Source organism: Mangrovimonas futianensis, assembly GCF_021245805.1.
Classification (GTDB): Bacteria; Bacteroidota; Bacteroidia; order Flavobacteriales; family Flavobacteriaceae; genus Mangrovimonas; species Mangrovimonas futianensis.
Genome location: NZ_JAJJNF010000004.1, coordinates 374,294 through 395,879 on the forward strand (window position 1 = coordinate 374,294; position 21,586 = coordinate 395,879).

19 protein-coding genes are annotated in these 21,586 nt (G+C 36.2%); 12 read left to right on the forward strand and 7 right to left on the reverse strand.

What is annotated here, in order from left to right:
- Window positions 1-13 precede the first annotated feature (13 nt).
- The 4 genes from LOK78_RS08845 to LOK78_RS08860 all read left to right on the forward strand — a co-directional run bounded on the left by LOK78_RS08845 (window position 14) and on the right by LOK78_RS08860 (window position 3,643).
- Window positions 14-1,324, forward strand: a complete 1,311-nt coding sequence (locus LOK78_RS08845) for a TlpA family protein disulfide reductase (RefSeq protein WP_232634624.1) — start codon at window positions 14-16, stop codon at window positions 1,322-1,324.
- 422 nt (window positions 1,325-1,746) lie between these two features.
- Complete coding sequence (locus tag LOK78_RS08850; RefSeq protein WP_232634625.1) at window positions 1,747-2,241, forward strand: hypothetical protein; 495 nt, start codon at window positions 1,747-1,749, stop codon at window positions 2,239-2,241.
- A 47-nt stretch (window positions 2,242-2,288) separates the two neighbouring features.
- Window positions 2,289-2,843, forward strand: coding sequence for a hypothetical protein (locus LOK78_RS08855; protein WP_232634626.1), 555 nt, complete (start codon window positions 2,289-2,291; stop codon window positions 2,841-2,843).
- Between the two features lie 314 nt (window positions 2,844-3,157).
- Window positions 3,158-3,643, forward strand: a complete 486-nt coding sequence (locus LOK78_RS08860) for a hypothetical protein (protein WP_232634627.1) — start codon at window positions 3,158-3,160, stop codon at window positions 3,641-3,643.
- 86 nt (window positions 3,644-3,729) lie between these two features.
- Here LOK78_RS08860 and LOK78_RS08865 read toward each other — a convergent pair whose 3' ends face one another.
- The 3 genes from LOK78_RS08865 to LOK78_RS08875 form a co-directional block, all read right to left on the reverse strand.
- Window positions 3,730-4,089 (reverse strand): YraN family protein, encoded by a 360-nt coding sequence (locus tag LOK78_RS08865; protein WP_232634628.1) that lies wholly within the window; start codon window positions 4,087-4,089, stop codon window positions 3,730-3,732.
- A gap of 81 nt (window positions 4,090-4,170) precedes the next feature.
- Window positions 4,171-4,791 carry a hypothetical protein gene (locus LOK78_RS08870; protein WP_232634629.1) on the reverse strand — a complete coding sequence of 207 codons (621 nt, stop codon included), beginning with the start codon at window positions 4,789-4,791 and terminating at the stop codon, window positions 4,171-4,173.
- Window positions 4,792-4,944: 153 nt separating this feature from the next.
- On the reverse strand, window positions 4,945-5,964 hold the full coding sequence (locus tag LOK78_RS08875; protein ID WP_232634630.1) for a S66 peptidase family protein: 1,020 nt from the start codon (window positions 5,962-5,964) through the stop codon (window positions 4,945-4,947).
- Between the two features lie 7 nt (window positions 5,965-5,971).
- On the opposite strand from LOK78_RS08875, the gene metG reads away from it, so the two are divergent.
- The 5 genes from metG (at window position 5,972) to LOK78_RS08900 (ending at window position 12,346) form a co-directional block, all read left to right on the forward strand.
- A complete protein-coding gene (metG, locus tag LOK78_RS08880) occupies window positions 5,972-8,098 on the forward strand; it encodes a methionine--tRNA ligase (protein WP_082316520.1) in 2,127 nt (708 codons plus the stop codon).
- 3 nt (window positions 8,099-8,101) lie between these two features.
- A complete protein-coding gene (locus LOK78_RS08885; RefSeq protein ID WP_232634631.1) occupies window positions 8,102-8,725 on the forward strand; it encodes a class I SAM-dependent methyltransferase in 624 nt (207 codons plus the stop codon).
- Window positions 8,725-10,848: a Tex family protein gene (locus LOK78_RS08890; protein ID WP_232634632.1), complete on the forward strand. Its 2,124-nt coding sequence runs from the start codon at window positions 8,725-8,727 to the stop codon at window positions 10,846-10,848. Before LOK78_RS08885 ends, LOK78_RS08890 begins: the two co-directional genes overlap by 1 nt.
- Window positions 10,849-10,851: 3 nt before the next feature.
- Window positions 10,852-11,757, forward strand: a complete 906-nt coding sequence (locus tag LOK78_RS08895; protein WP_232634633.1) for a histone deacetylase family protein — start codon at window positions 10,852-10,854, stop codon at window positions 11,755-11,757.
- Between the two features lie 70 nt (window positions 11,758-11,827).
- A complete protein-coding gene (locus LOK78_RS08900; protein WP_053970606.1) occupies window positions 11,828-12,346 on the forward strand; it encodes a ferritin in 519 nt (172 codons plus the stop codon).
- A 293-nt stretch (window positions 12,347-12,639) separates the two neighbouring features.
- Here LOK78_RS08900 and LOK78_RS08905 read toward each other — a convergent pair whose 3' ends face one another.
- The 4 genes from LOK78_RS08905 to LOK78_RS08920 all read right to left on the reverse strand — a co-directional run bounded on the left by LOK78_RS08905 (window position 12,640) and on the right by LOK78_RS08920 (window position 19,201).
- Window positions 12,640-13,737, reverse strand: a complete 1,098-nt coding sequence (locus LOK78_RS08905; RefSeq protein WP_232634634.1) for a slipin family protein — start codon at window positions 13,735-13,737, stop codon at window positions 12,640-12,642.
- Between the two features lie 1,048 nt (window positions 13,738-14,785).
- Entirely contained in the window at window positions 14,786-15,376 is a 591-nt protein-coding gene (locus LOK78_RS08910; protein ID WP_232634635.1) for a tetratricopeptide repeat protein, read from the reverse strand.
- Window positions 15,377-16,120: 744 nt separating this feature from the next.
- Window positions 16,121-18,706: a phosphoenolpyruvate carboxylase gene (locus LOK78_RS08915; RefSeq protein WP_232634636.1), complete on the reverse strand. Its 2,586-nt coding sequence runs from the start codon at window positions 18,704-18,706 to the stop codon at window positions 16,121-16,123.
- A gap of 162 nt (window positions 18,707-18,868) precedes the next feature.
- Window positions 18,869-19,201: a single-stranded DNA-binding protein gene (locus tag LOK78_RS08920; protein ID WP_232634637.1), complete on the reverse strand. Its 333-nt coding sequence runs from the start codon at window positions 19,199-19,201 to the stop codon at window positions 18,869-18,871.
- 176 nt (window positions 19,202-19,377) lie between these two features.
- Here LOK78_RS08920 and LOK78_RS08925 point away from each other — a divergent pair, with 176 nt between their 5' ends.
- Genes LOK78_RS08925 through LOK78_RS08935 form a run of 3 tightly spaced genes read left to right on the forward strand, consistent with a single transcriptional unit; the run spans window position 19,378 to window position 21,553 of the window.
- Entirely contained in the window at window positions 19,378-20,016 is a 639-nt protein-coding gene (locus LOK78_RS08925) for a methyltransferase domain-containing protein (protein ID WP_232634638.1), read from the forward strand.
- 44 nt (window positions 20,017-20,060) lie between these two features.
- Window positions 20,061-21,200, forward strand: a complete 1,140-nt coding sequence (locus tag LOK78_RS08930) for a serine hydrolase domain-containing protein (protein WP_232634639.1) — start codon at window positions 20,061-20,063, stop codon at window positions 21,198-21,200.
- Between the two features lie 2 nt (window positions 21,201-21,202).
- A complete protein-coding gene (locus LOK78_RS08935) occupies window positions 21,203-21,553 on the forward strand; it encodes a hypothetical protein (RefSeq protein WP_053970611.1) in 351 nt (116 codons plus the stop codon).
- Window positions 21,554-21,586 lie beyond the last annotated feature (33 nt).

Consider the following 21,586-nt stretch of genomic DNA (forward strand, 5'->3'; position numbering starts at 1 on the left):
TAAAAAAAGACTTATGAGACCATTAACATACCTCTGCTTATTGCTTCCGTTTTTCATGCTTGGACAACATACGATTTCTGGTAGTTTTTCCCCAGCTGAAGAATTCTCGTATGTATTGTTGTACCGAGCCACCCCAAGTAAAACTGATTATATTGGTCAAGCTAAGTTATCAGATGATGGTGCTTTCTCTATAGAGTTGGATGCCAACCAACCTCCAGGCATCTATAAAATTGTTTACGCCATTCCGCAGGAGGAAAACAACTTTAACTTAATCTACAATGGAAAAGAGGATATCGTAGTCCATTACGATCTAGAAGAAGGCGTGACCGTTTCACAGTCTCAGAACAACATCCTTTGGCTTGATTACATGTCTCATATGATGGCTATTAACCAGCATATAGGTGCACTGTATTCAAAAGAACCTGTAGATAAAAAAGCCCTTGAAGAGGTATTTGAGGAACAAGGAAATATTCAAGAAACATTTGAAAATAAATCTAATGGGTTATTGGTGGAAGCTTTTATCAAGGGGAATAAAATGTATGTCCCAAAAACATATGAGCCCATTTCAGAATATGGAACGCATCTAAAGGCAGAATATCTAAACCATATTGATTTTGAAAATCCGTTGATTCAAAGTTCCGATTTCCTGTTGGACCGTCTTATGGCCTATGTTTTGGAAATGACCCCAGAAAATCCCGATGCCTATAAAAAGGCTATTGACGAAGTAGTTGGAAAAGTTGGGAACCATCAAGAGGTCAAAAAAATCATATTAGAAATGCTCTGGCAAAGTATGACAGAAAAAAGTCAAGATGACGTAGCCAACTATATTTCAGACCAATATTTGATGGCAATCGCCAAACAGGAAAAAGACACTTACCTTTTAAAAATATTGTCTGCCTATAAAAATACCAGTGTTGGTAAAGTTGCCAAAGATTTTAATATTTCCTACGGATTAAATAGTGAATCAGTAACAATCACGCTACATGATTTATCGGGTTACGACTCCTATTTATTAATATTTTGGAGCAGTGGCTGCGGGCATTGTTTGGCCGAGTTACCACAAGTAAAAGCCTTTATGGAAAGCCATCCCAAGGTGGGAGTGGTGGCCTTTGGTCTGGAAGAAGGCTATGCTGATTGGAAAAGTGAAATCAAAAATTATCCGCACTTTTTCCATGCCATTGGTTTAGGACGATGGGAAAATCCTACTGCCATAGAATATGGTATCAGTTCAACCCCTACTTATTTTGTATTGGATCAAGATAAAAAGGTGCTTTTCAAACCTTATGATTTGGAGGCTGTAAAAAACTATTTTAGCAATCAATAATAATCCACACACTAAGTATCAATCATTAGTTTAATTAGCCACCAATACACCAATATTTATCTCTTTTACAGGACATACATTTATGAATTTGTGACCATTAAGGCTCTATAAAGAAAAAAGCAACTAATATTTTCCAGCCATTACGGATAAAACCGTAACGCTTGTCACCACTTTTCGATGAAATGCATAAAAACACTAAAAATACTTTGAAAAAATCTATTTTTTTTTTGGTTTGAAGTGTTGATAATGATTATCAAGGTTTGGAAGCCCTAAAATGATTGTTTGAGACAACCCGATCGATCACCAACCAGCGCTGGTTTTTTTATTCTCCCTCAAGCGCTAATATAATAGCAAAAAAGCTTCCAATCGCTTCCTAAAATCAAGCTTCCAATAAAAGTTTATTCTAAATTAATTATTTTAAAATGAAACAAAATTTATTAAAATTAACTTTCCTCTTACTAGTCTTTTGTAGCTGTGATGGAGATTTAAAAGAAACTATTATTGAGAGCAATCATATGGATTCAGAAATAAGTCAATATTTAAGGGTTAAACCAGAAGTTACTGTTACCGCTAAATTACATAGAGGAAAAAAATGGAGTGATGCACACAATGTCCCTCCTTGTTCACAAGGTTTTGGACTTTGCAATCTTAGTGTTTCAGTCTCATTGGAGACTAGTGCTAAGCTAAAAGAAATTGATTCAACTAAACTTAGAATATCATTTTTAGAAAATGTTGGTGCTAACCAAAATGACATTTTCATTTCTTCTGAAGATGATTATTTTGATTTCCCTAGGGATGTAGCAGATGAATTAGGATACAATTCTATCACCATTTTACCCGAAGATTATGTTACGGAATTCACAAATGAATATCCATATGGATACGTGGATTTAGAATTTATAGGTATATTAAAATGACAAAAAAAATAGTTTACAAATTATTAAGAACATCAAAATTAACATGGATGTTCTTAATAATTTTTTCTTGCCAACCGATTATTAAAGTTATAACCGGGGTGAAAAACCCTACCATACTACTAGATAACTCAGAGAGACTTAAATATTACAGCCCCTTTTTTGAAACTCATTCATATCCAATTAAAATTTATGCTTTAAAAGATACTACTGCACTTAAAAATGGATTCTCAACATTTAAAAGTTATCCACAAATTTATCTTAATCATCGAAAAACCAATACCACCTACTTTTTAAATTGTTATGATGACCTTGAACTATACATAAAGGAAGACATTAATGAAAAAAAATATGAAAATTTATATCAAGTAGCCAATGATAGTTTAACAAATTTAAAAGATTTCATTGAAGAATATTCAACAATAGTATATCAAAAAGAACATCTTAATTCTAATTCTAATGTTTGGGATGTATTTATAGTTTCTGGAACTTTTTTAGGAAATAAAATACGTAGAAAAAGTTTACCCTTAACGCAGATCGAAGACCTTAACTATATGTATATTTTAGATTTAAGCATTAATAAAAATGAAATCATTCAAAAATGATAAAAAGCATCTAATATTTTAAGCCATTACGGAAAAAACTGTAACGCTTGTCACCACTTTTCGATGAATTACACAAAAACACTAAAAATACTTTGAAAAATTCTATTTTTTTTTTTTAGGTTTGAAGTGTTGATAATGATTATCAAGGTTTGGAAGTCCTAAAATGATTGTTTGAGACAACCCGATCGATCACCATCCAGCGCTGGTTTTTTTATTCTCCCTCAAGCGCTAATATAATAGCAAAAAAGCTTCTAATCGCTTCCTAAAATTCAAGCTTCCAAAAAATGTTTGTTTAATATTTAAAATTTAACACCTTGAAAAACATAAGATTTATTTACTTGCTATTTATAACTATTTTATTACTAAACTGTTCAAACGAAAATGACACAACAGATACAGAAATTAATAGTATTCATAAAAGTGAAGCAGAAATGGCTCAACCTAATTTTAGGGACTTGCTTTTAAATGGTACAACTGCAAAATACGCCCCTCCAACCATAAGAACCGAAAGCGATTTGGTTGGGGTAGACTCTCCAGGGTGTTACAATGTGAATGTAAGGGTCTATATATCGGTTGACGGCGGCAATGAATATTTAGTTGCCAACGACAATGTTTTAGTTGGAGACTGTAATAATGGAAACAGAGGTTCTTCCGATCCAAAATGCAATGGTTACTTACCGGATGGTAATTATGTATATGAAAATGGAACCCAAGAAGACATTTGCTTGTATGAACTATTGATTGAAAACGAGACGGCATACAATCAATATCTAGCATCTGTTAGCCGGTTTTTAAATTAATTCAGCAAATAAAAAAGTATGAAACCGCCAACGCACCTATTGTTTTGGCGGTTTTTTTTCTTGTAGTGAAGCGGTCTTTATTCTTATCAAAAATGATAAAAAGCATCCTTTAAATGTTCCAAGTCAAAGATTGATCCTTGCTTGACTATGGCAATGATATCAAACCGTACTTCGACATCCAACCCATTTTCGGTAACATATTCATCAACAGCTTTTACAAGGTTTTTAATTTGTTTGGGTTTGACAAAATCCTGAGGATTTCCAAAATCGGTACTGGATCTTGATTTCACTTCAACAATCGCCAGAACACTCTCTTTTCTTGCAATAATATCCACCTCTGCTCGATCAAAACGGTAATTGCGTTCTAAAATAGAATAACCCTTCCCTAGCAGATAATCTACAGCGAGTTGCTCTCCCTTTTTTCCTAGTTCGTTATGTTTTGCCATCACTTACAAATTACCATTTTTCCTGAAAACAAAAAAGGTACATGAAATCATGCACCTTTTCTTATTTTTAGGTTCAACAGATTAAGTTGGAATTTGCCCACCGTTATCTCCGTTGTCGCCATCATCCTCGCCATCATCTTCCGATTCACAATCAGACAAGTTGAACTCCTCATACATAGCCCAACTGTTGCCGTCGAATTGGTCTCCTAAAGCCCAGGCAGTTTCCCCACCGGTAGGACCTTGTACCTCAGCATGTGCTGCAAAACAGTAGTTGTCTCCCACTTCAGAAATAGGAATGACATAAACCACTTCGGTTGACGTTTGTGACGTAGGCTCGGTAAATTCAAATTGACCAATCTGCGGATTTCCTGCGCCATTTAAAGGCACCCAATCTGATTCACAAATACCAATACTTAAATGGGTCGTTCCGATGGTCCAATCCTCGTTAGTCGTATAAGTAAGGATCAGTTGGTCACCATCCACATCAATAGTCACCGAACCAGCTACATGGGTTTGACCAGCAATCAGGTGTGTCATAAAACAATGTTCTCCATCGTTCTCAGGCTCATCAAAAGGAGTTGTTTCCACCTTTTTGGATTTCTTCTGGGAAGCTCCAATGTTCTCATCACCTAGAGACTCATTGGAACAACCAAGGACTAGGCTTAAAGACATAGCAGTTAACATCAAAGTAATTTTTTTCATGGTAGTAGATTTTTGGGTTGTAAGCCTAAGGTACACAACCCAATAGATGTCATGAAAATTTTTTCGATGAACCGTACTAATTATAACGTTTAGTGTAGGATTTTTCTTTTACAAATCGTTAAAATACAATGTTTTAGAAAATTCAACTAACTGTCATTCACTTTTAAAGTTTAAGGTAGATCCGTTTTTGCTCACTGTAAGTTCAACTGTTCTTCCCAAAATAAGCGCCCTATTATCATCTTCGTGGCCCGAAGGCATATTAAAGGCAATGGGGAAATCATAATCGGATAAAGCATCCAAGATTAACTGTTCAATAGAAGTTCCCCAAAGGGTTGTATTCTTTTTTAATTTGGTCATATCGCCTACAACCACACCCACACATTGATCAAAATATCCAGCGCGTTTGAGACTTTGAAGCATTCGATCAATATGGTACTTATACTCGCCTATTTCTTCAATAAAAAGAATTTTTCTTGAAGTATCAATACTTGTTTTAGAACCCAACATGGTATGAAGCATAGTCAAATTACCTCCTACCAAAGGAGCCGTGACCACACCCTCCTGATTGTATTGGGAAGCATCCAAATGATAACTTAATGACTCCCCAAACAAAGCTTTCTTGAAGGTTTCAATGGTTTGATCCAAATCTGTCTGGTCTGCTGTGAGACTGGTACACATCATAGCGTGAATACTTTCTACACCCAAATTATGTATAGCATTGTGGAGGGCGGTAATATCACTATAACCTATAAGCCATTTGGGATGGGCCTTAAACTTAGAAAAGTTTAATTTATCCAAAATCCTCACTGTGCCATATCCGCCTCTGGCACACCAGATAGCACTTATGGATGGATTATCCAAAACTTTCTGTAAATCTTCACAGCGTTCATCATCGGTACCGGCAAAATGATTGGCTTGGCTAAAAACATGTTTACCCACCACAGCATGAAGTCCCCAACTTTGAAGTAGCTTCTTGGCTCTATTTATCTCAGCTTCCCGGTTTTTTAATATTCCTGATGGGGCCACAATAGCAATGGTGTCCCCTACTTTTAAATAAGGTGGTTTTATCAAGGTTTGTGTTTTTAAGTTTGTTGTACTTTGTGCTTTAACTTTTGGGATTCCAAAAGAAAATACCACACAAAACACACTTAAGATTAGGGCTTTTTTTGACATATGGTAAATGTACATTTTTTTTCTAAATCCCTCTCAAAATGCGTACTTTTGCTCTTCTTTAAAACGATTGAACATGTCAAAACGATATACCATTACAGCAGCTTTACCATACACCAACGGACCCATTCATATAGGGCATTTAGCCGGTGTATATGTGCCTGCTGATATTTATGCAAGATACCAACGTATGGTCGGTAATGATGTTGCTTTTATTTGTGGAAGTGATGAGCATGGAGTTCCTATCACTATCAAAGCAAAAAAGGAAGGTGTCACGCCTCAAGATGTGGTAGATAAATACAATGCAATCATCAAAAAATCTTTTGAAGACTTTGGTATTTCTTTTGACAACTATTCACGTACTTCAGCACAAATCCATCACGAAACGGCACAAGAATTCTTTAAAACCTTGTATGATAAAAATGAATTTATTGAAGAGGTTACTGAACAGTTATATGATGAAGAGGCACAACAGTTTTTGGCAGACCGATTTGTAATAGGAACCTGCCCTAAGTGTGGAAATGAAGAAAGCTATGGAGACCAATGTGAGAAATGCGGAACCAGTCACAACGCCACCGATTTAATCAATCCGAAATCGGCCATTACAGGGAACACTCCTATTTTGAAAGAAACCAAACACTGGTTTTTACCACTAGATCGCCATGAAGCATTTTTGAAAGAGTGGATTTTAAAAGGTCATCAAAAAGATTGGAAACCCAACGTTTATGGTCAAGTTAAATCATGGATTGACGATGGTTTACGTCCGCGTGCCGTCACCAGAGATTTGGATTGGGGAATCCCGGTTCCTGTAGAAGGAGGCGAAGGAAAAGTACTTTATGTTTGGTTTGATGCTCCTATAGGATACATTTCATCCACCAAAGAATGGGCCCAAAGGGAAGGAAAAGACTGGGAGCCTTACTGGAAAGACGAAGACACCAAATTGGTTCATTTTATTGGTAAAGACAATATTGTTTTTCACTGCATTATTTTCCCAAGTATGTTGAAAGCCGAAGGAAGTTATATTCTTCCCGACAATGTACCAGCCAATGAGTTTTTAAATCTAGAAGGGAATAAATTATCTACTTCTAAAAACTGGGCTGTTTGGTTACCAGAATATCTAGAGGAGTTCCCAGACAAACAGGATGTTTTAAGGTATGCCTTAACCGCCAATGCACCAGAAACTAAAGACAATGATTTTACTTGGAAAGATTTCCAAGCAAGAAACAATAACGAATTGGTAGCCATATTTGGAAATTTCATCAATCGTGTGGTGGTCTTAACCAACAAATATTACCAAGGTGTGGTACCAACACCCGCACATTTAACTTCCATTGATGAAGAAACTTTAGCAGCTGTTAAAGCATATCCAGCAGTTATTGCCAGCTCCATTGAACGCTACCGTTTCAGAGAGGCCAGTCAAGAATTGATGAATTTGGCCCGTCTTGGAAACAAATACTTGGCAGATGAAGAGCCCTGGAAAAAAATCAAAGAAGATGAAGAACGCACCAAAACGATCATGTTTGTAGCACTTCAAATTGCATCTGCTTTGGCTGTAGTTAGCGAACCCTTCTTACCTTTTACCTCTGATAAATTAAAGAAAATATTAAAGGTGGAAACTGGTGACGTTCAAACCTTATGGGATGAGATCGTTAACAAAGACATTTTAATTCCTGCCGGACATCAAATTGGAGAAGCAGAATTGCTTTTTGGAAAAATTGAGGATGCCGAAATCCAAAAACAGTTAGACAAATTGGAAGCCACCAAGAAAGCAAACGAGGCTGCTAATAAAACAGTAGAACCTCAAAAGGAAGAGATCACTTTTGATGATTTTACCAAATTGGATTTACGCGTTGGAACCATCCTTGAAGCAGAAAAAATGCCTAAGGCGAAAAAGTTATTGGTTTTAAAAGTAGATACTGGGATTGATGTGAGAACCATTGTTTCGGGAATAGCCGAAAGTTTCACTGCTGAAGAAGTGGTTGGAAAAAAAGTGACTGTATTAGTTAATTTAGCACCACGTGCCTTAAGAGGGGTTGAAAGTCAAGGAATGATTTTAATGACCGAAAATGCTGAAGGGAAATTGGTATTTGTCAACCCAGATATGGATCAAGTAGAAAATGGATTGCAGATCAGTTAAAAAATGGATTACAAATCACATTGGAATAAGGTTTATAACAACAAAGTAGATGAAGAACTGGGTTGGTTTGAATCTGATCCAAAAATGACCTGGAAACTCATTGAAGCTTGCCAATTAGACAAGCATGCCCGAATTTTAAATGTTGGCGCAGGGACTTCCAGACTTATTGATTTACTCATTGAAAATGGTTTTGATAATATCTTTGCCAATGACCTTAGCGATTCAGCTTTAAGCAAGCTTCAAAGGCATATTTTAGATACATTTCAGGTCCATCTTGAATGTATTGTAGACGATTTAACGGCACCTGAAAAACTAACTAAAATAGCACCGGTTAATCTTTGGATAGACCGTGCTGTTTTACATTTTTTCCGGGCACCAGAAGAACAAGATTCCTATTTTAACCTGATCAAAACCCTAGTAGCGTCAAAAGGTTTTGTCATCATTGCTGTTTTCTCATTAGATGGAGCAGACACATGTAGCAACCTACCATTACACCGCTATGATGCCCATATGCTACAGGAAAAATTGGGAAGTGAATTTCAACTTCTTTCCAGTTTTAACCATACCTTTATAACACCTAGTGGTGCTGAACGCCCCTATATTTATACCTTATTTCAAAGAAACTAATGTCTGTTTTAAAATACATTACACAATTAACCAATCTTCCAGAAGTTTCGGTTAAAAATACGATTTCCCTTTTAGAAGAAGATTGCACGATTCCCTTTATATCAAGGTACAGGAAAGAACGTACAGGAAATTTAGATGAAGTTCAAATTGCTGACATTGTCAAATTCAAAGAGCAGTTTGAGACTTTAGAAAAAAGGAAGGAGACCATTTTAAAAGCTCTAATAGAGCAAGAAGTCCTAACTCCTGAATTGGAGCAGAAAATTAAACAATCTGAAGACCTTACCACTCTGGAGGACCTTTATCTTCCGTATAAAAAAAGTAGAAAAACCAAAGCTGAGAAAGCCAGACAAAACGGTTTAGAGCCCCTAGCTAAAATGATTATGGCCCAAAACACCCATGATCTGGACTATACGGCTCAGAAATTTGTAAACGGAGATATCCAAGATGTGGAAGAAGCCTTGGAAGGTGCCCGACATATTATTGCCGAATGGGTAAACGAACGAACCGGTTTTCGAAATCAAATCCGGTATCAATTAGAGCGGTTTGCCAGCATTACAACCAAGGTTATTAAATCTAAAAAAGAAGACGAAAACGCACAGAAGTTTAGAGATTACTTTGATTGGAATGAGTCCTTAAGTCGTATTCCATCCCATCGGTTACTGGCTATTTTAAGAGCAGAATCAGAAGGCTTTATTAGAATAAAAATTGAGATAGATGATGAGCGGGTTTTGGATAACATGGAAAGCCGATTGATCAAATCAAAAGGGGATTGTTCGCAACAAATTGAATTGGCCATTGCTGACGCCTACAAGCGCCTATTATTCCCATCGTTATCAAATGAAGCACTTCAAAATGCGAAAGCCAAAGCTGATGATGCTGCCATTACCGTCTTTGCCAAAAACTTAAAGCAATTATTATTGGGGTCACCGCTAGGTGAAAAACGGGTTTTGGCTATAGATCCTGGGTTCAGGACCGGATGTAAAATTGTGTGTTTGGACGAACAGGGTAATTTGAAACATAATGAGACCATTTACCCCCATCCGCCCAAAAACGATTTTACAGGAGCCATCAAAAAAATAAGCACGCTCTCTGAAGCTTACAGAATTGAAGCCATTGCCATTGGAAATGGTACGGCTTCACGAGAAACCGAAAGTCTTATTAGAAAAATTAGGTTTAAAAATGACATGCAAGTTTTTGTAGTAAGTGAAGCCGGAGCAAGTATATATTCGGCATCAAAAATTGCAAGGGACGAATTTCCAAATTACGATGTTACCGTAAGAGGAGCCGTTTCCATTGGTCGTCGCCTTCAGGATCCATTGGCTGAATTGGTTAAAATTGAGCCTAAAAGCATTGGCGTTGGTCAATACCAACATGATGTAGATCAAACCAAATTAAAACAGGAACTAGATCGCGTAGTAGAGAGTTGTGTAAACGCCGTTGGGGTAAATATCAATACCGCCAGTAAATCCTTATTGAGTTATGTCTCAGGAATTGGCGAAAAAATGGCTGAAAACATTGTGAATTACCGTTCTGAAAAAGGAGCCTTTTCAAGCAGAAAAGATATTTTGAATGTCCCTCGATTGGGAAATAAAGTCTTTGAACAAGGCGCTGGATTTTTAAGAATCAAGGATGGTGATAATCCGCTGGACGATTCTTCAGTACACCCAGAAAGTTATGGGATTGTTGAACAAATGGCCAAGGATTTAAATAAAACGGTCAAAGATTTGATAGGAAACACAGCCTTAATCAAACAGATTATACTCAAGAACTATATCAAAAAAGACATTGGTTTACCTACCCTAGAAGACATTGTAAAAGAATTGGAAAAACCAGGTTTAGACATTCGTGAAGAAGCTAAAGTCTTTACCTTTAATCAAAATATCAAAACCATTGATGATCTACAGGATGGTCAGCTACTACCGGGAATTGTTAATAATGTAACCAATTTTGGTGCCTTTGTGGATATCGGCATTAAGGAAAGTGGTCTTATTCATATTTCCAATCTTTCTGATGGGTATGTAAGTGATGTGAATGAATATGTGCACCTTCATCAACAAGTCATTGTCAAGGTTTTGGAGGTTGATAAATCAAGAAAACGTATTCAACTAAAATTGCATAAATAAGGCATGTTAAAAATTGCTTATCATCCTATTTATAAGCATCCTTTACCTAAAGGCCACCGGTTTCCTATGGAGAAATATGAATGGCTTCCCGAGCAATTATTACATGAAGGCACCTGTACCCCAGACAATTTTTTTGAGCCTTCAGACTTGGAAAACCATAATCCAATTTTAGCGGTTCACGATGCCGAATATTTCTATGATTTATTGAATGTTACCTTAGACCAACGAGCTGCGAGAAAAATAGGCTTCCCTTTAAGTCGAACCTTGGTACAAAGGGAAATCATGATAGCGGACGGCACCATTAAGGCCAGTCAATTTGCTTTAAATCATGGAGTAGCCATGAATATTGCTGGAGGAACACATCATGCTTATTCTAATCGAGGAGAAGCCTTTTGTCTACTCAACGACCAAGCCATTGGCGCACAATATTTATTGAATCATCAATTGGCAAAACGGATTTTGATCGTTGATTTGGATGTACACCAAGGTAACGGTACAGCCGAAATATTCCAGAATGAACCAAGGGTCTTTACCTTCTCCATGCATGGAAAAAACAATTATCCATTTAAAAAAGAACGGAGCGATTTGGATATTGAATTGGAGAATCAGACAGGTGATAAAGCGTACCTGAACATACTCAAGCAAACCCTTCCCCAACTCATTGAAAACCATCAACCCGATTTTATATTTTATTTGTCTGGAGTCGATATTATAGCTTCCGACAAACTAGGTAAATTAGGCATAAGCCTTGAAGGTTGTAAAGCAAGAGATCGATTTGTTTTGGAAACCTGCAAACAATATCAACTTCCGGTGATGTGCAGTATGGGAGGCGGTTATTCTCCTGATATTAAAATCATTGTAGAGGCTCATGCCAACACCTACAGGTTAGCTCAAGAACTCTTTTTTTAGCTTTTAATTTAAATTTATTCTAACAATTTGGGGCATAAAAATTATGTAACTTTACTTAAAACAAGATGATATGCTTACTAAAAACATAGAAAAGGCCCTAAACAATCAAATTAAAATTGAAGCAGAATCCTCACAAATATATTTGGCAATGGCATGTTGGGCCGAGGTAAAAGGTTTGGAAGGAGTTGCTGGTTTTATGTATAAACAATCTGATGAAGAGCGCGAACACATGCTTAAGTTAGTAAGGTTTGTCAACGAAAGAGGTGGTCATGCACAAATTTCTGCCTTAAAGGCTCCAAACGTAACTTTTAATTCTTTTAAGGAAATGTTTGAAAAACTGTTTGAACATGAAGTTTTTGTATCTGAAAGCATCAACGAACTTGTTCATATCACCCTTCAGGAAAAAGACTATTCCACGCATAACTTTTTACAATGGTATGTTTCTGAACAAATAGAGGAAGAAGCCATGGCGCGAACTATTTTAGATAAGATCAACATGATTGGAAATGATAAAGGTGGTTTGTATTTATTTGACCGAGACATTCAACAATTAACAGTGAGTTCAGCATCTTCCACATCACCTGAATAAATTTAACATTTAAATTTATTTAGATTTAATCAAAATAAATTAGATTTGCCTCGGAATTAATCATTTGCATTATTGTGGGGAAAAAGAAGGAGAAGAAAAAGCAGAAAAAAGCGCTCAAAAAACTTCATGAAGCTGGTATTATTAATGCCAACAAAGTAAAGAGCAAATGTTGTGAAAAATATAAAAAAGGAGAAAAGAAAAGGTGCTCGAAATGCCCCTGTTTTGATCTCTTAAAAAATGTCGCATAAATTAAAAGAGCCTTAGAAAATTCTAAGGCTCTTTTCTTTGAACACCTACTTTCCTGAAAAGATTTCCTTCAACTGGGTAACCACATTTCCATTTCCAGATACTGTGATTTCACCAATCTTATCGGCAATCTTTTCAACGTATTCCATCTCCTTTAACTTGAACAACATCTCGTTCTCTTCCATCAATTTCGCTGTGTTGAGCAAGCTTCGGGTTGCAGCAGTTTCTTCACGCCTTGTAATAACATTGGCTTGCGCTTTCTTTTGTGCAACCAATACTTGGTTCATGATATCCTTCATATCACCTGTCAGAATCACATCCCTGATACCACAGTTCAAAAGCATAACACCTAGTTTGGCCGCATCTGATTTAACACTCTCAAAAACAGCTTTCGCAATATTCTCTTTGCGTTCTAAAAGTTCATCCAAGGTGTAAGCACCTACATAAGCTCTCAACGCCAACTGCATAATCACATACAATTGCTTTTCATAATCTTTGTTTTCCAACAAGGCCTTTTCTACATCTTTAACTTTATACTGTGTATAAAAGTTAATACGGATGGCTGCCTTGTCTTTGGTCAACAATTCCTGACCAGAAACTTCCAATTGTAATTGACGCATATCGACTTTGGCAATTTTGATTGAGGTGTCGTTCCTCCAGAATCTATAAGTACCACCCGCAAGTGTCTTTACATATTCATCATCTACCAAAAGCACTGCTTTTTCATAGGCCGCTACATCAAATGTTCTAATGTATTTGTTTACCTCTAAATTGCTGAACAAAGCCTTATCTATCTTTTCTGTGATATAGATCTTGCTCAAATCGGCACGTACAAATTCACGTTCAATCAAACCTTTCCAGTACACATAACGTCCTGCTGCATGAAGGGTTTTGAAATTTCCGTTTTCATAAACTAGCACCAATTCGCCATCTTTAACTTCTACTACTTCCAAAAGCGCCTCCAAAGTCTTGTCTTTAAGTAAGATTTCGAGTGCTATTGGAGCAGAAAAGATACTAGCCAGGTTATATACAACCACTTGCTGTCTAAATCCTACCCAATGGGTTCCCTGAGTGATTACACGAAGATAATCACCATTTTTAAAAACCAAACCTACCTTACCGGCATTGATTCTTACTCGTTTCATGTTCATTCATTTTTAAATTAAACAACTGATTTTGACAAATCCCGTAACGGAGGCTGTCCACTTCAATCTCACGTTGAAGTTTATTTTCAATTCATTTTTTCTTTTTTTAAAAACAGTAGATAGCAAATCATCTATCGGGCACGGAATAAAAAGTGGGTACACGGTTGGAAGTTCGTTTTTCGGCATTGGGAAATTTCAAACATTCCAAAAAGAATGGTTTCTATTTCTGAACACCTTAAAGGAACAACCACTCGGAGTAACCTATCCAATTATTCAAAGTACATTCAAGATTGCTTGTTAACCCTAAAGTTTTAAAGCCAACTTGCCATCTACCTTTTTTGGTTATCAGTTTTACAAGATGATAAGCTTTGGTGTTGATGGATTATAAGTCCATAAACTACATTAAAAGTGTAGTGCTCTGCCGTTGAGCTACAAAAGCCATGGATGTCTCCAAGCTTAAGACCGGACTCGAACCGGCACCCTCTAAAGAGCTAATGTTCTAACCAGACTGAACTACGGAGCCATTTTAAAATATCTTTGTGGCTCCGGTGGGATTCGAACCCACGACCTATAGCGTGTCAACTATTTTTTGGTTAATAGTCAAAACCTCCAAGTCTGGTTGGATATAAAAGAGTCATACGAAACCGCAACCTTCTATACAATAGTGCCATACAGAAACACCCAACAAGACCAGCTTGATATTATTTCCTGCGTAGGCAGGAAGTTTTTCAATGAACTATTCATTTAAGGAACATACAGGAATTGAACCCGCCACTTTCCGAGAGACAGGCGGGTGCTCTACCTTTTGAACTACAGTCCTATTTTTAGTGTGGGAATTGAAGGATTAGTTCGCAAGTCTTCTATCTATTTTCCAATCGTGCTCATGAATGCTTTGCATTTCGAACCTCCTAAGCAAAATGCAACAAGTTTTAACTCAAAATCAATATTTAATATTATTGATTCGCTGAATGCATAAATGCATTTGAGACAGTTTCAGCTCTCCAACGCTGACGTATTCCCGAGAATTCCCCAGCACTTAGGCCGGGGATTACAACAAGCCGTTTAGTCTATTTTTAAACCAACCGTTTGAAGCTTCTTTTTCCTTTTCTAACTCTTTTTTCTCTTCATTTTCTTTAACACGCTCTTTATTATTTCTCTCCTTTCTTTTTTTATCTACACGTGTTAAAACGTCATCTACATAGTAAGAAAAATCATTATTCATGCTTAGTTGCTTCGCTTCTTTCAAAGCATCTTGAGCAGCTTCATAGTCTTCTTGAGCTTCCATGATATAGCCTTGATACAAGGCTATTAATGCTCTATCAATACCTTTAACGTCTTTAGCATAATCAATCACTTTTTGAGCCACATCATAATCATGGTTGTTAATTAAAACCATGATGTAATCAGGGTATACATAAGATGCTTCTATATTGATTGCGATAGCCTTTTCAAAATAACTTTTGGTTATCTCATAGTCATTTAATTGCTCACTGTAAACTTTACCCATTAGGTGTAACCCTCGTACATTTTCTGGATCATAGGCCAGTGCATAATTTAAAGCCTCCACTGCTTTCTCCAATTCATAGGGATAATTCTCTATGGCTCGAAACAGATACATGTTATTTAAATTTGTTTCCATTTTCTTTAGTTTTAATAATAAATACTTCTGCAAGCTTACAGTACAAATACTGTAAGGTACTTACTGTTTGGATAGTTGTATCCTAAAATGAATGCGTAGGAAATCAATCCGAAACAGTAATTCTATTTGCTTCGGATCTCTTGTGGAAAGTTCTACAGAAAATACCGAAGCCAACTGAATGATCCATGATCACCCTTTTGTATTGTAATTGCTATAAGCTTTAACATGGCTTCTTAAGTTTTTATAAATATTATTTCTTTTGACAGTTTGTTTATTGAAAACTGCGGTGCAAAGATGAAAACAAATTTTTAAAATCCAAACAATTTTTTGATTTTAATTTACTGATTATCAATGTTTTATATTGCTTTTAGACATAGTTATTCCTGTCCGCTTATGGCAGATATTTAGAGCTTACCGGCAACATACTGTCTCTCAATTGCTTACTCTTCAATTGCTGTATTCTTACTTTTTAAAATCTTGTTCCAAATTCTTCAAAAATTTTTTCATAAAAAAAGCGCCCAATACCTTGGACGCTTCTAAATCTATATATGTTTCTAACTTAAGTCAATAAAAAAATCAGTTTGAAATAGATACATAACGCCCTTTTCTTTGTGGATTACTTGATTCAATCCCACAAAAATCACACTGCTGTAAATACAGCGGTCCAGTTGCTTTATGTATACTTAAATTTCTCATTAGTTCTGCAAATATCATAAAAATCAGGATACTTACAAATTTATCTTTCTAAGCTGAGTTTCTACTGGCATTGATATTCCCAAATAAGGAACGGGTCACCAATTTTTCGAAAACCTCTATTTTCTCTTTATCTGGCTCTCCCTCTTTCTGCATTTCTTGAATCTTTTTCAGGGCGTATTGCTGTATGGTCAAAAGAGGTAATACAATGGATTCCCTTATGGCTATAGAAGCCTTCCCAGAAGGTTCTTCCTGCATTAATTCTGAATACCCTGTCAACTTCAAAATAAGTCGCTTGGAGGTTTCAGATTCCTCATAGATGATTTTCCAAAATTCCCCAAACTCAGGATCATCAGCCATGTATTTGGTTAGATCAAAAAAGGATTTGGATAAGGACATCATACTGTTTTCAATCAATGTTTTGAAAAAGCTAGATCCCTTATATAATTCCACGACTTTATCAAACTCACCAGCGTCTTCATAATGTTTCAATGCTGTTCCAACTCCATAAAATCCGGGAACATTTTGTTTTAACTGACTCCAACTACCTACAAATGGAATAGCCCGTAAATCTTCAAATACCAGTTCAGAAGACTTTCCTCGCTTGGAAGGTCTACTTCCTATATTTGTTTTGGCATAATATTTAAGTGTACTCATGCGCTCCAAATAAGGTACAAATTTTGGGTGCCCTTTAAAGTCGGAATACGCCTTATAACTTCTTTTTGCCAAATCATCCATCACTTCGATATGTTCTTGTGACATCGCTAAACTTTCACCGTGCAATTTATTCTGGATACCAGAACTAATTAATTGCTCCAAGTTATACTGGGATGAATCTAAAGTTCCAAAATTGGAACTGATGGTTTGTCCTTGAATGGTTAACTGTACTTCCTTGTCCTCAATAGTTGGCCCCAATGAAGCATAGAATTGATGGGTTTTACCTCCACCACGAGCTGGTGGTCCACCACGACCATCAAAGAAAATCACCGTTACATCATACTTTCTTGAAACCTCTGTCAAACGTTCTTTAGCTTTAAAGATTCCCCAATTGGCCATAAGATATCCACCGTCTTTAGTACCGTCAGAGAAACCTAACATAATAGTTTGCTTATTGCCTCTTTTCTTTAAATGTGCCGCATATTGCGGATTGGTATAAAGTTCCTCCATAACTGCAGGCGCATTTTCCAAATCCTCGATTGTTTCAAATAAAGGTCCAATATCTACTGTGAGGTCATCATGGAAAGCCACCAATTTTAACATAGCCCAAAGTTGCATCACATTCAGGGTAGTCTGGTTGTTACTGATGATATATCTATTGGCTGCCCTTTCCCCATTTTCTTCTTGAATGGCTTTGATAACCTTCATCGTCTCCAATGTTTTCAATACATCTTCATCTTCAAAAATGGACAAATCAATTTTTCCCTTGATATTGGAGAGAATTTTTACTTGTTCCTGTTCAGTTAAATCATGGTAATTCTTCGGGAAAATATCACTTCCTGTTTCAAGAAGTTTATCAACCATATCGTTGAATACCTTTGCGTGTGCTCTACTATCTTGGCGAATGTCTAAATTGGCAAAATGGAAACCGAAAAGATGTACTTTATTGATCAAACTGTTTACCTGATCGATATACAAGCTTTGATGCTCCTTGATTAAAGTCTGTTTGATGTTTTGTAGAATGGATTTAAACTCCTGTACATCCATAGCTTTTGGGTTCTTACCCTCACACATAGGAATGATTTTACTTTCCAGTTCTGACACCTTATCTTCCACACCTCTAAAAGTCAAGCGTCTTTTTAACCTACGAACATCTTTATAGTAATTTCTTAAAATACTCTCTTTAAGCCTTTGAGCGACTTTCAAAGTAATTTCTGGAGTTACAAATGGATTTCCATCTCGGTCTCCCCCAGGCCAAAACCCTATGTTGATGACTTCATTTTCTAAAACCTCATCTTCAAAAATATTCTGTTGGATGTAGTCATATATCTTTCCGAAGGAATGATAGAATACATTCTGTAAGTACCACATCAAGCTTACGGCCTCATCATAAGGTGAAGGTTTGTGGTGTTTAAAAAATGGTGTTTTACCCAACTGCGCCAACAAGTCATTTATCTTCAATAAATCGTTTTCTTCTATGGCTTCTGAAAGATCTGTGATAATTCCCAATACCTCGCCAGGATAAAATTGCGTAGGATGCGCTGTTAAAACAATACGCACCTTAAACTCGCGAAGGTATTTTTTTAGTTCCTCCAACTTGTTTTCAGCACGGGCAGATCCTTTTAAACTTCTTAAGGTACCTATTCCATCCATGTTATTTACAATGGGAAAAGCAGCATCTTCAATGGCATCAAACAAAACCACTTGTCTTTCGATATACTGAATGAATCTGAAAAGTAAATTTAATTGGCTTTCTTCATTTCTTCTACCTTGATACTTTTTGAAGAAGGTCTCAACAATTGTAGTTGGATTATCTCCATTCTTAAACCCTTTTTCACAGGTTTCATGAAACAACGGTAAGAGGACTCCCGTTTTTGAAATGGTATCAAAAGGCAGCGTCATAAAAATACTGTTGTAAATATGATATTTGGATAAGACGTTTTGTTTAAAGCGTGTTAATTTTGGTTGTTGTGTAGACATAAAATATGCTTGGTTTTTCATAAAATTAAGAAAGCTTTGGCAAAGGCTCAAGTCGATTTAAATATTTTAAGTATAAAATAACGTTACAACGATTTCGAAACCCGACTTAGAAATAAAAAAGGAGGCCCTAAGACCTCCCTTTCATTTAAAAATAACATACGTCTATTTACTAAGCATCAATAATTCATTGCACATTATTTCTGTAATATACCTCGTTTCGCCATCCTTCGTTTCATAACTTCTCGAGGTTAATTTCCCTTCAACAGCAATTTCCTGCCCCTTGTTTACATAATTTTCAACAACTTTTACGAGTCCATTGCGAACTACCACATTATGCCAATAGGTGCGTTCTACTTTGTTTCCCATTTTGTCTTTGTAGCTATCATCTGTAGCCAAAGAAAATTTTGCCATTTTAGCTCCATCACCAAAAGTGATAATTTCTGGGTCTTGCCCTAATCTACCAATCAACTGTACTTTGTTTCTAAGTGAGTTCATAATAATTTAATTTTACGGTTAAACAGTTAATACTATCGAGTTCTTATGTTTCGACAAGGCAAAGATGATTTGATTGATAGTGATTATACGGTAGTTACCTATTTAAATTCGTTTGTAAATGTTTGTAGTCGTTTGTAACCGATTAAGTTATTGTTCTAAAATTGTACTTTAGCCACATGAAACGCTGGTTAAGCTATATTATTCCCTTTACCAAAAAGGTGTCATCTTCTCATAATGGTATTTTGGAAATTACTTGGTATAATGGAAAAAAACATCTCAACACCCAAAACACCAATTACTCTTATGGCTCTTTGCAACGTATTTTAAAAACCGGATTACGGCAATTAAACATAGAAGGTTGCCAACATATTTTATTACTTGGTTTGGGAGGCGGCTGTGTGATAGGAACCCTTCGAAAAGACTTTGACTATCAAAACAAAATAACAGCGGTTGACATCGATCCGACCATGATTTCCATCACCAAAGAAGAATACGACTTGCAGGAAAATGAGTTCTTGGAATTGATTTGCATGGATGCACATGAATTTGTTTTGAATGCAACTTCAAAATTTGACCTAATCATTGTTGATATTTTTGTCGATGATCAAGTACCGAAACTATTTTTAGAACGCCCCTTTTGGTCAGAACTAGTCCATCGTTTTTCAAAACACGGACAATTACTATTCAATGCCTCCTTGAACGGAAATTCCAAGAATTTAAAAACCATAGAAGAGATCTTAAATTCCAATGGTTTCCATTGCCAATGGTTAACCAAAGTTAACGGCACAAACACTTTACTATTAGGGAAGAAATAGTTTAGGAAAATTCGCTATCTTGAATAACTAAACGCGTTTCCTCCATGAAAAAATATGGTCTTCTATTTGCTCTTTTGTTTACGTTTCATTTGAGTGTTAATTCGCAATCAAAAGTAACCACGGCAGATTCTATTACTTCATACTTAGAAAGAATTGTTAAAGAGAATAACCTGCCTGGAATGAATTTCACCTATGTGAGTGATGATGGATGGCATCATGATTTTTCAGTAGGCTTGACGGACGTTGAAAAAGAAATTCCATTAACTACTGAAAACACTTTTTTTTCTGGCAGCATTGGAAAAACCTATGCAGCAACCATCATTTTCCAATTGATTGACGAACAAAAACTGGCATACAACCAGTTGTTTAAAAGCTATTTTCCTGAAATAGATTGGTTATCTAAGCTACCAAATATCGATGAGATTACCATCGAGATGCTTCTTACCCATAGTAGTGGTTTGCCAAGATATGTTTTGCTTCCCGAAATATGGAACCAACTTCATGAAAACCCTGATAAAGTATGGAACTACGAAGATCGCTTATCAGTTATTTTTGATAAGGAACCTATTCACGAAGCTGGAAAGGGATTCGCTTATTCAGACACCAATTACATCTTATTAGGAATGCTTATTGAAAAGTTAACCAACAAGCCCTATTACGAACTCATTCAAGAAACCATTTTGACACCTTATGAATTAAGCTCCACTTATCCATCCCTACAAAGGGACATGCCAAATTTGGCAGTGGGCTATTCTAAAATGCCCAAAAGTTTTATGGTTCCCAACAAAACAGTAACCGATGGTTTCTATATTTTTAATCCGCAATTTGAATGGACAGGAGGCGGATTTGCAAGTACCGTTTCAGATTTAGCTCAATGGGCAACCATCTATTATACGGGTAAATTATTTTCTGACCTGGCTTTGAAAAGAATTCAAAACTATTCTCCAGAGGATTTTAAGAATGGGAAACCCATGGTCTATAGTATGGGAAGCTTTGTCTTCAACACACCTCATGGCATCGCTTATGGCCACTCGGGATTTATGCCCGGATTCAATTCCATTTTTATGTATTACCCCGAATTGAAAATAGGCGCTGCCATCCAAAGCAATTGTGACTATGTTGAATCCAAAATCCGATTGCATGACTTAATGAATCAATTGATTGGAATTGTAAAATCTAACTAGATATGGCAAAAAACTGTTTGGAATGTGATGAAAAAATTGTGGGACGCATCGACAAGAAGTTTTGTAGTGATGCCTGCCGAAATGCCTACAACAACAAACTGAACAAGGACTCAAAAAACCTCATCAGGAATGTCAATAACAGATTGAGAAAAAACTACCGTATTTTGGAATCCTTGAACCCCAATCAAAAATCAAAAGCCTCCCGCTCAAAACTCATAGAAAAAGGATTTGATTTCAATTACGTTACCACCATCTATACTACCAAAGCTGGAAAAACCTATTATTTTGTATACGATCAAGGATATTTGCCATTGGAAGATGATTACTATGCCTTAGTAAAAAGAGAAAATTAGATTGTAACAAATAGACAAAAACAATCACTTATC

Coding starts and splice junctions, on each gene's coding strand:
- LOK78_RS08845 (WP_232634624.1), top strand. CDS start 14: ATGAGACCATTAACATACCTCTGCTTATTGCTTCCGTTTTTCATGCTT.
- LOK78_RS08850 (WP_232634625.1), top strand. CDS start 1,747: ATGAAACAAAATTTATTAAAATTAACTTTCCTCTTACTAGTCTTTTGT.
- LOK78_RS08855 (WP_232634626.1), top strand. CDS start 2,289: ATGTTCTTAATAATTTTTTCTTGCCAACCGATTATTAAAGTTATAACC.
- LOK78_RS08865 (WP_232634628.1), bottom strand. CDS start 4,089: ATGGCAAAACATAACGAACTAGGAAAAAAGGGAGAGCAACTCGCTGTA.
- LOK78_RS08870 (WP_232634629.1), bottom strand. CDS start 4,791: ATGAAAAAAATTACTTTGATGTTAACTGCTATGTCTTTAAGCCTAGTC.
- LOK78_RS08875 (WP_232634630.1), bottom strand. CDS start 5,964: ATGTCAAAAAAAGCCCTAATCTTAAGTGTGTTTTGTGTGGTATTTTCT.
- metG (WP_082316520.1), top strand. CDS start 5,972: ATGTACATTTTTTTTCTAAATCCCTCTCAAAATGCGTACTTTTGCTCT.
- LOK78_RS08885 (WP_232634631.1), top strand. CDS start 8,102: ATGGATTACAAATCACATTGGAATAAGGTTTATAACAACAAAGTAGAT.
- LOK78_RS08890 (WP_232634632.1), top strand. CDS start 8,725: ATGTCTGTTTTAAAATACATTACACAATTAACCAATCTTCCAGAAGTT.
- LOK78_RS08895 (WP_232634633.1), top strand. CDS start 10,852: ATGTTAAAAATTGCTTATCATCCTATTTATAAGCATCCTTTACCTAAA.
- LOK78_RS08900 (WP_053970606.1), top strand. CDS start 11,828: ATGCTTACTAAAAACATAGAAAAGGCCCTAAACAATCAAATTAAAATT.
- LOK78_RS08905 (WP_232634634.1), bottom strand. CDS start 13,737: ATGAAACGAGTAAGAATCAATGCCGGTAAGGTAGGTTTGGTTTTTAAA.
- LOK78_RS08910 (WP_232634635.1), bottom strand. CDS start 15,376: ATGGAAACAAATTTAAATAACATGTATCTGTTTCGAGCCATAGAGAAT.
- LOK78_RS08915 (WP_232634636.1), bottom strand. CDS start 18,706: ATGTCTACACAACAACCAAAATTAACACGCTTTAAACAAAACGTCTTA.
- LOK78_RS08920 (WP_232634637.1), bottom strand. CDS start 19,201: ATGAACTCACTTAGAAACAAAGTACAGTTGATTGGTAGATTAGGGCAA.
- LOK78_RS08925 (WP_232634638.1), top strand. CDS start 19,378: ATGAAACGCTGGTTAAGCTATATTATTCCCTTTACCAAAAAGGTGTCA.
- LOK78_RS08930 (WP_232634639.1), top strand. CDS start 20,061: ATGAAAAAATATGGTCTTCTATTTGCTCTTTTGTTTACGTTTCATTTG.
- LOK78_RS08935 (WP_053970611.1), top strand. CDS start 21,203: ATGGCAAAAAACTGTTTGGAATGTGATGAAAAAATTGTGGGACGCATC.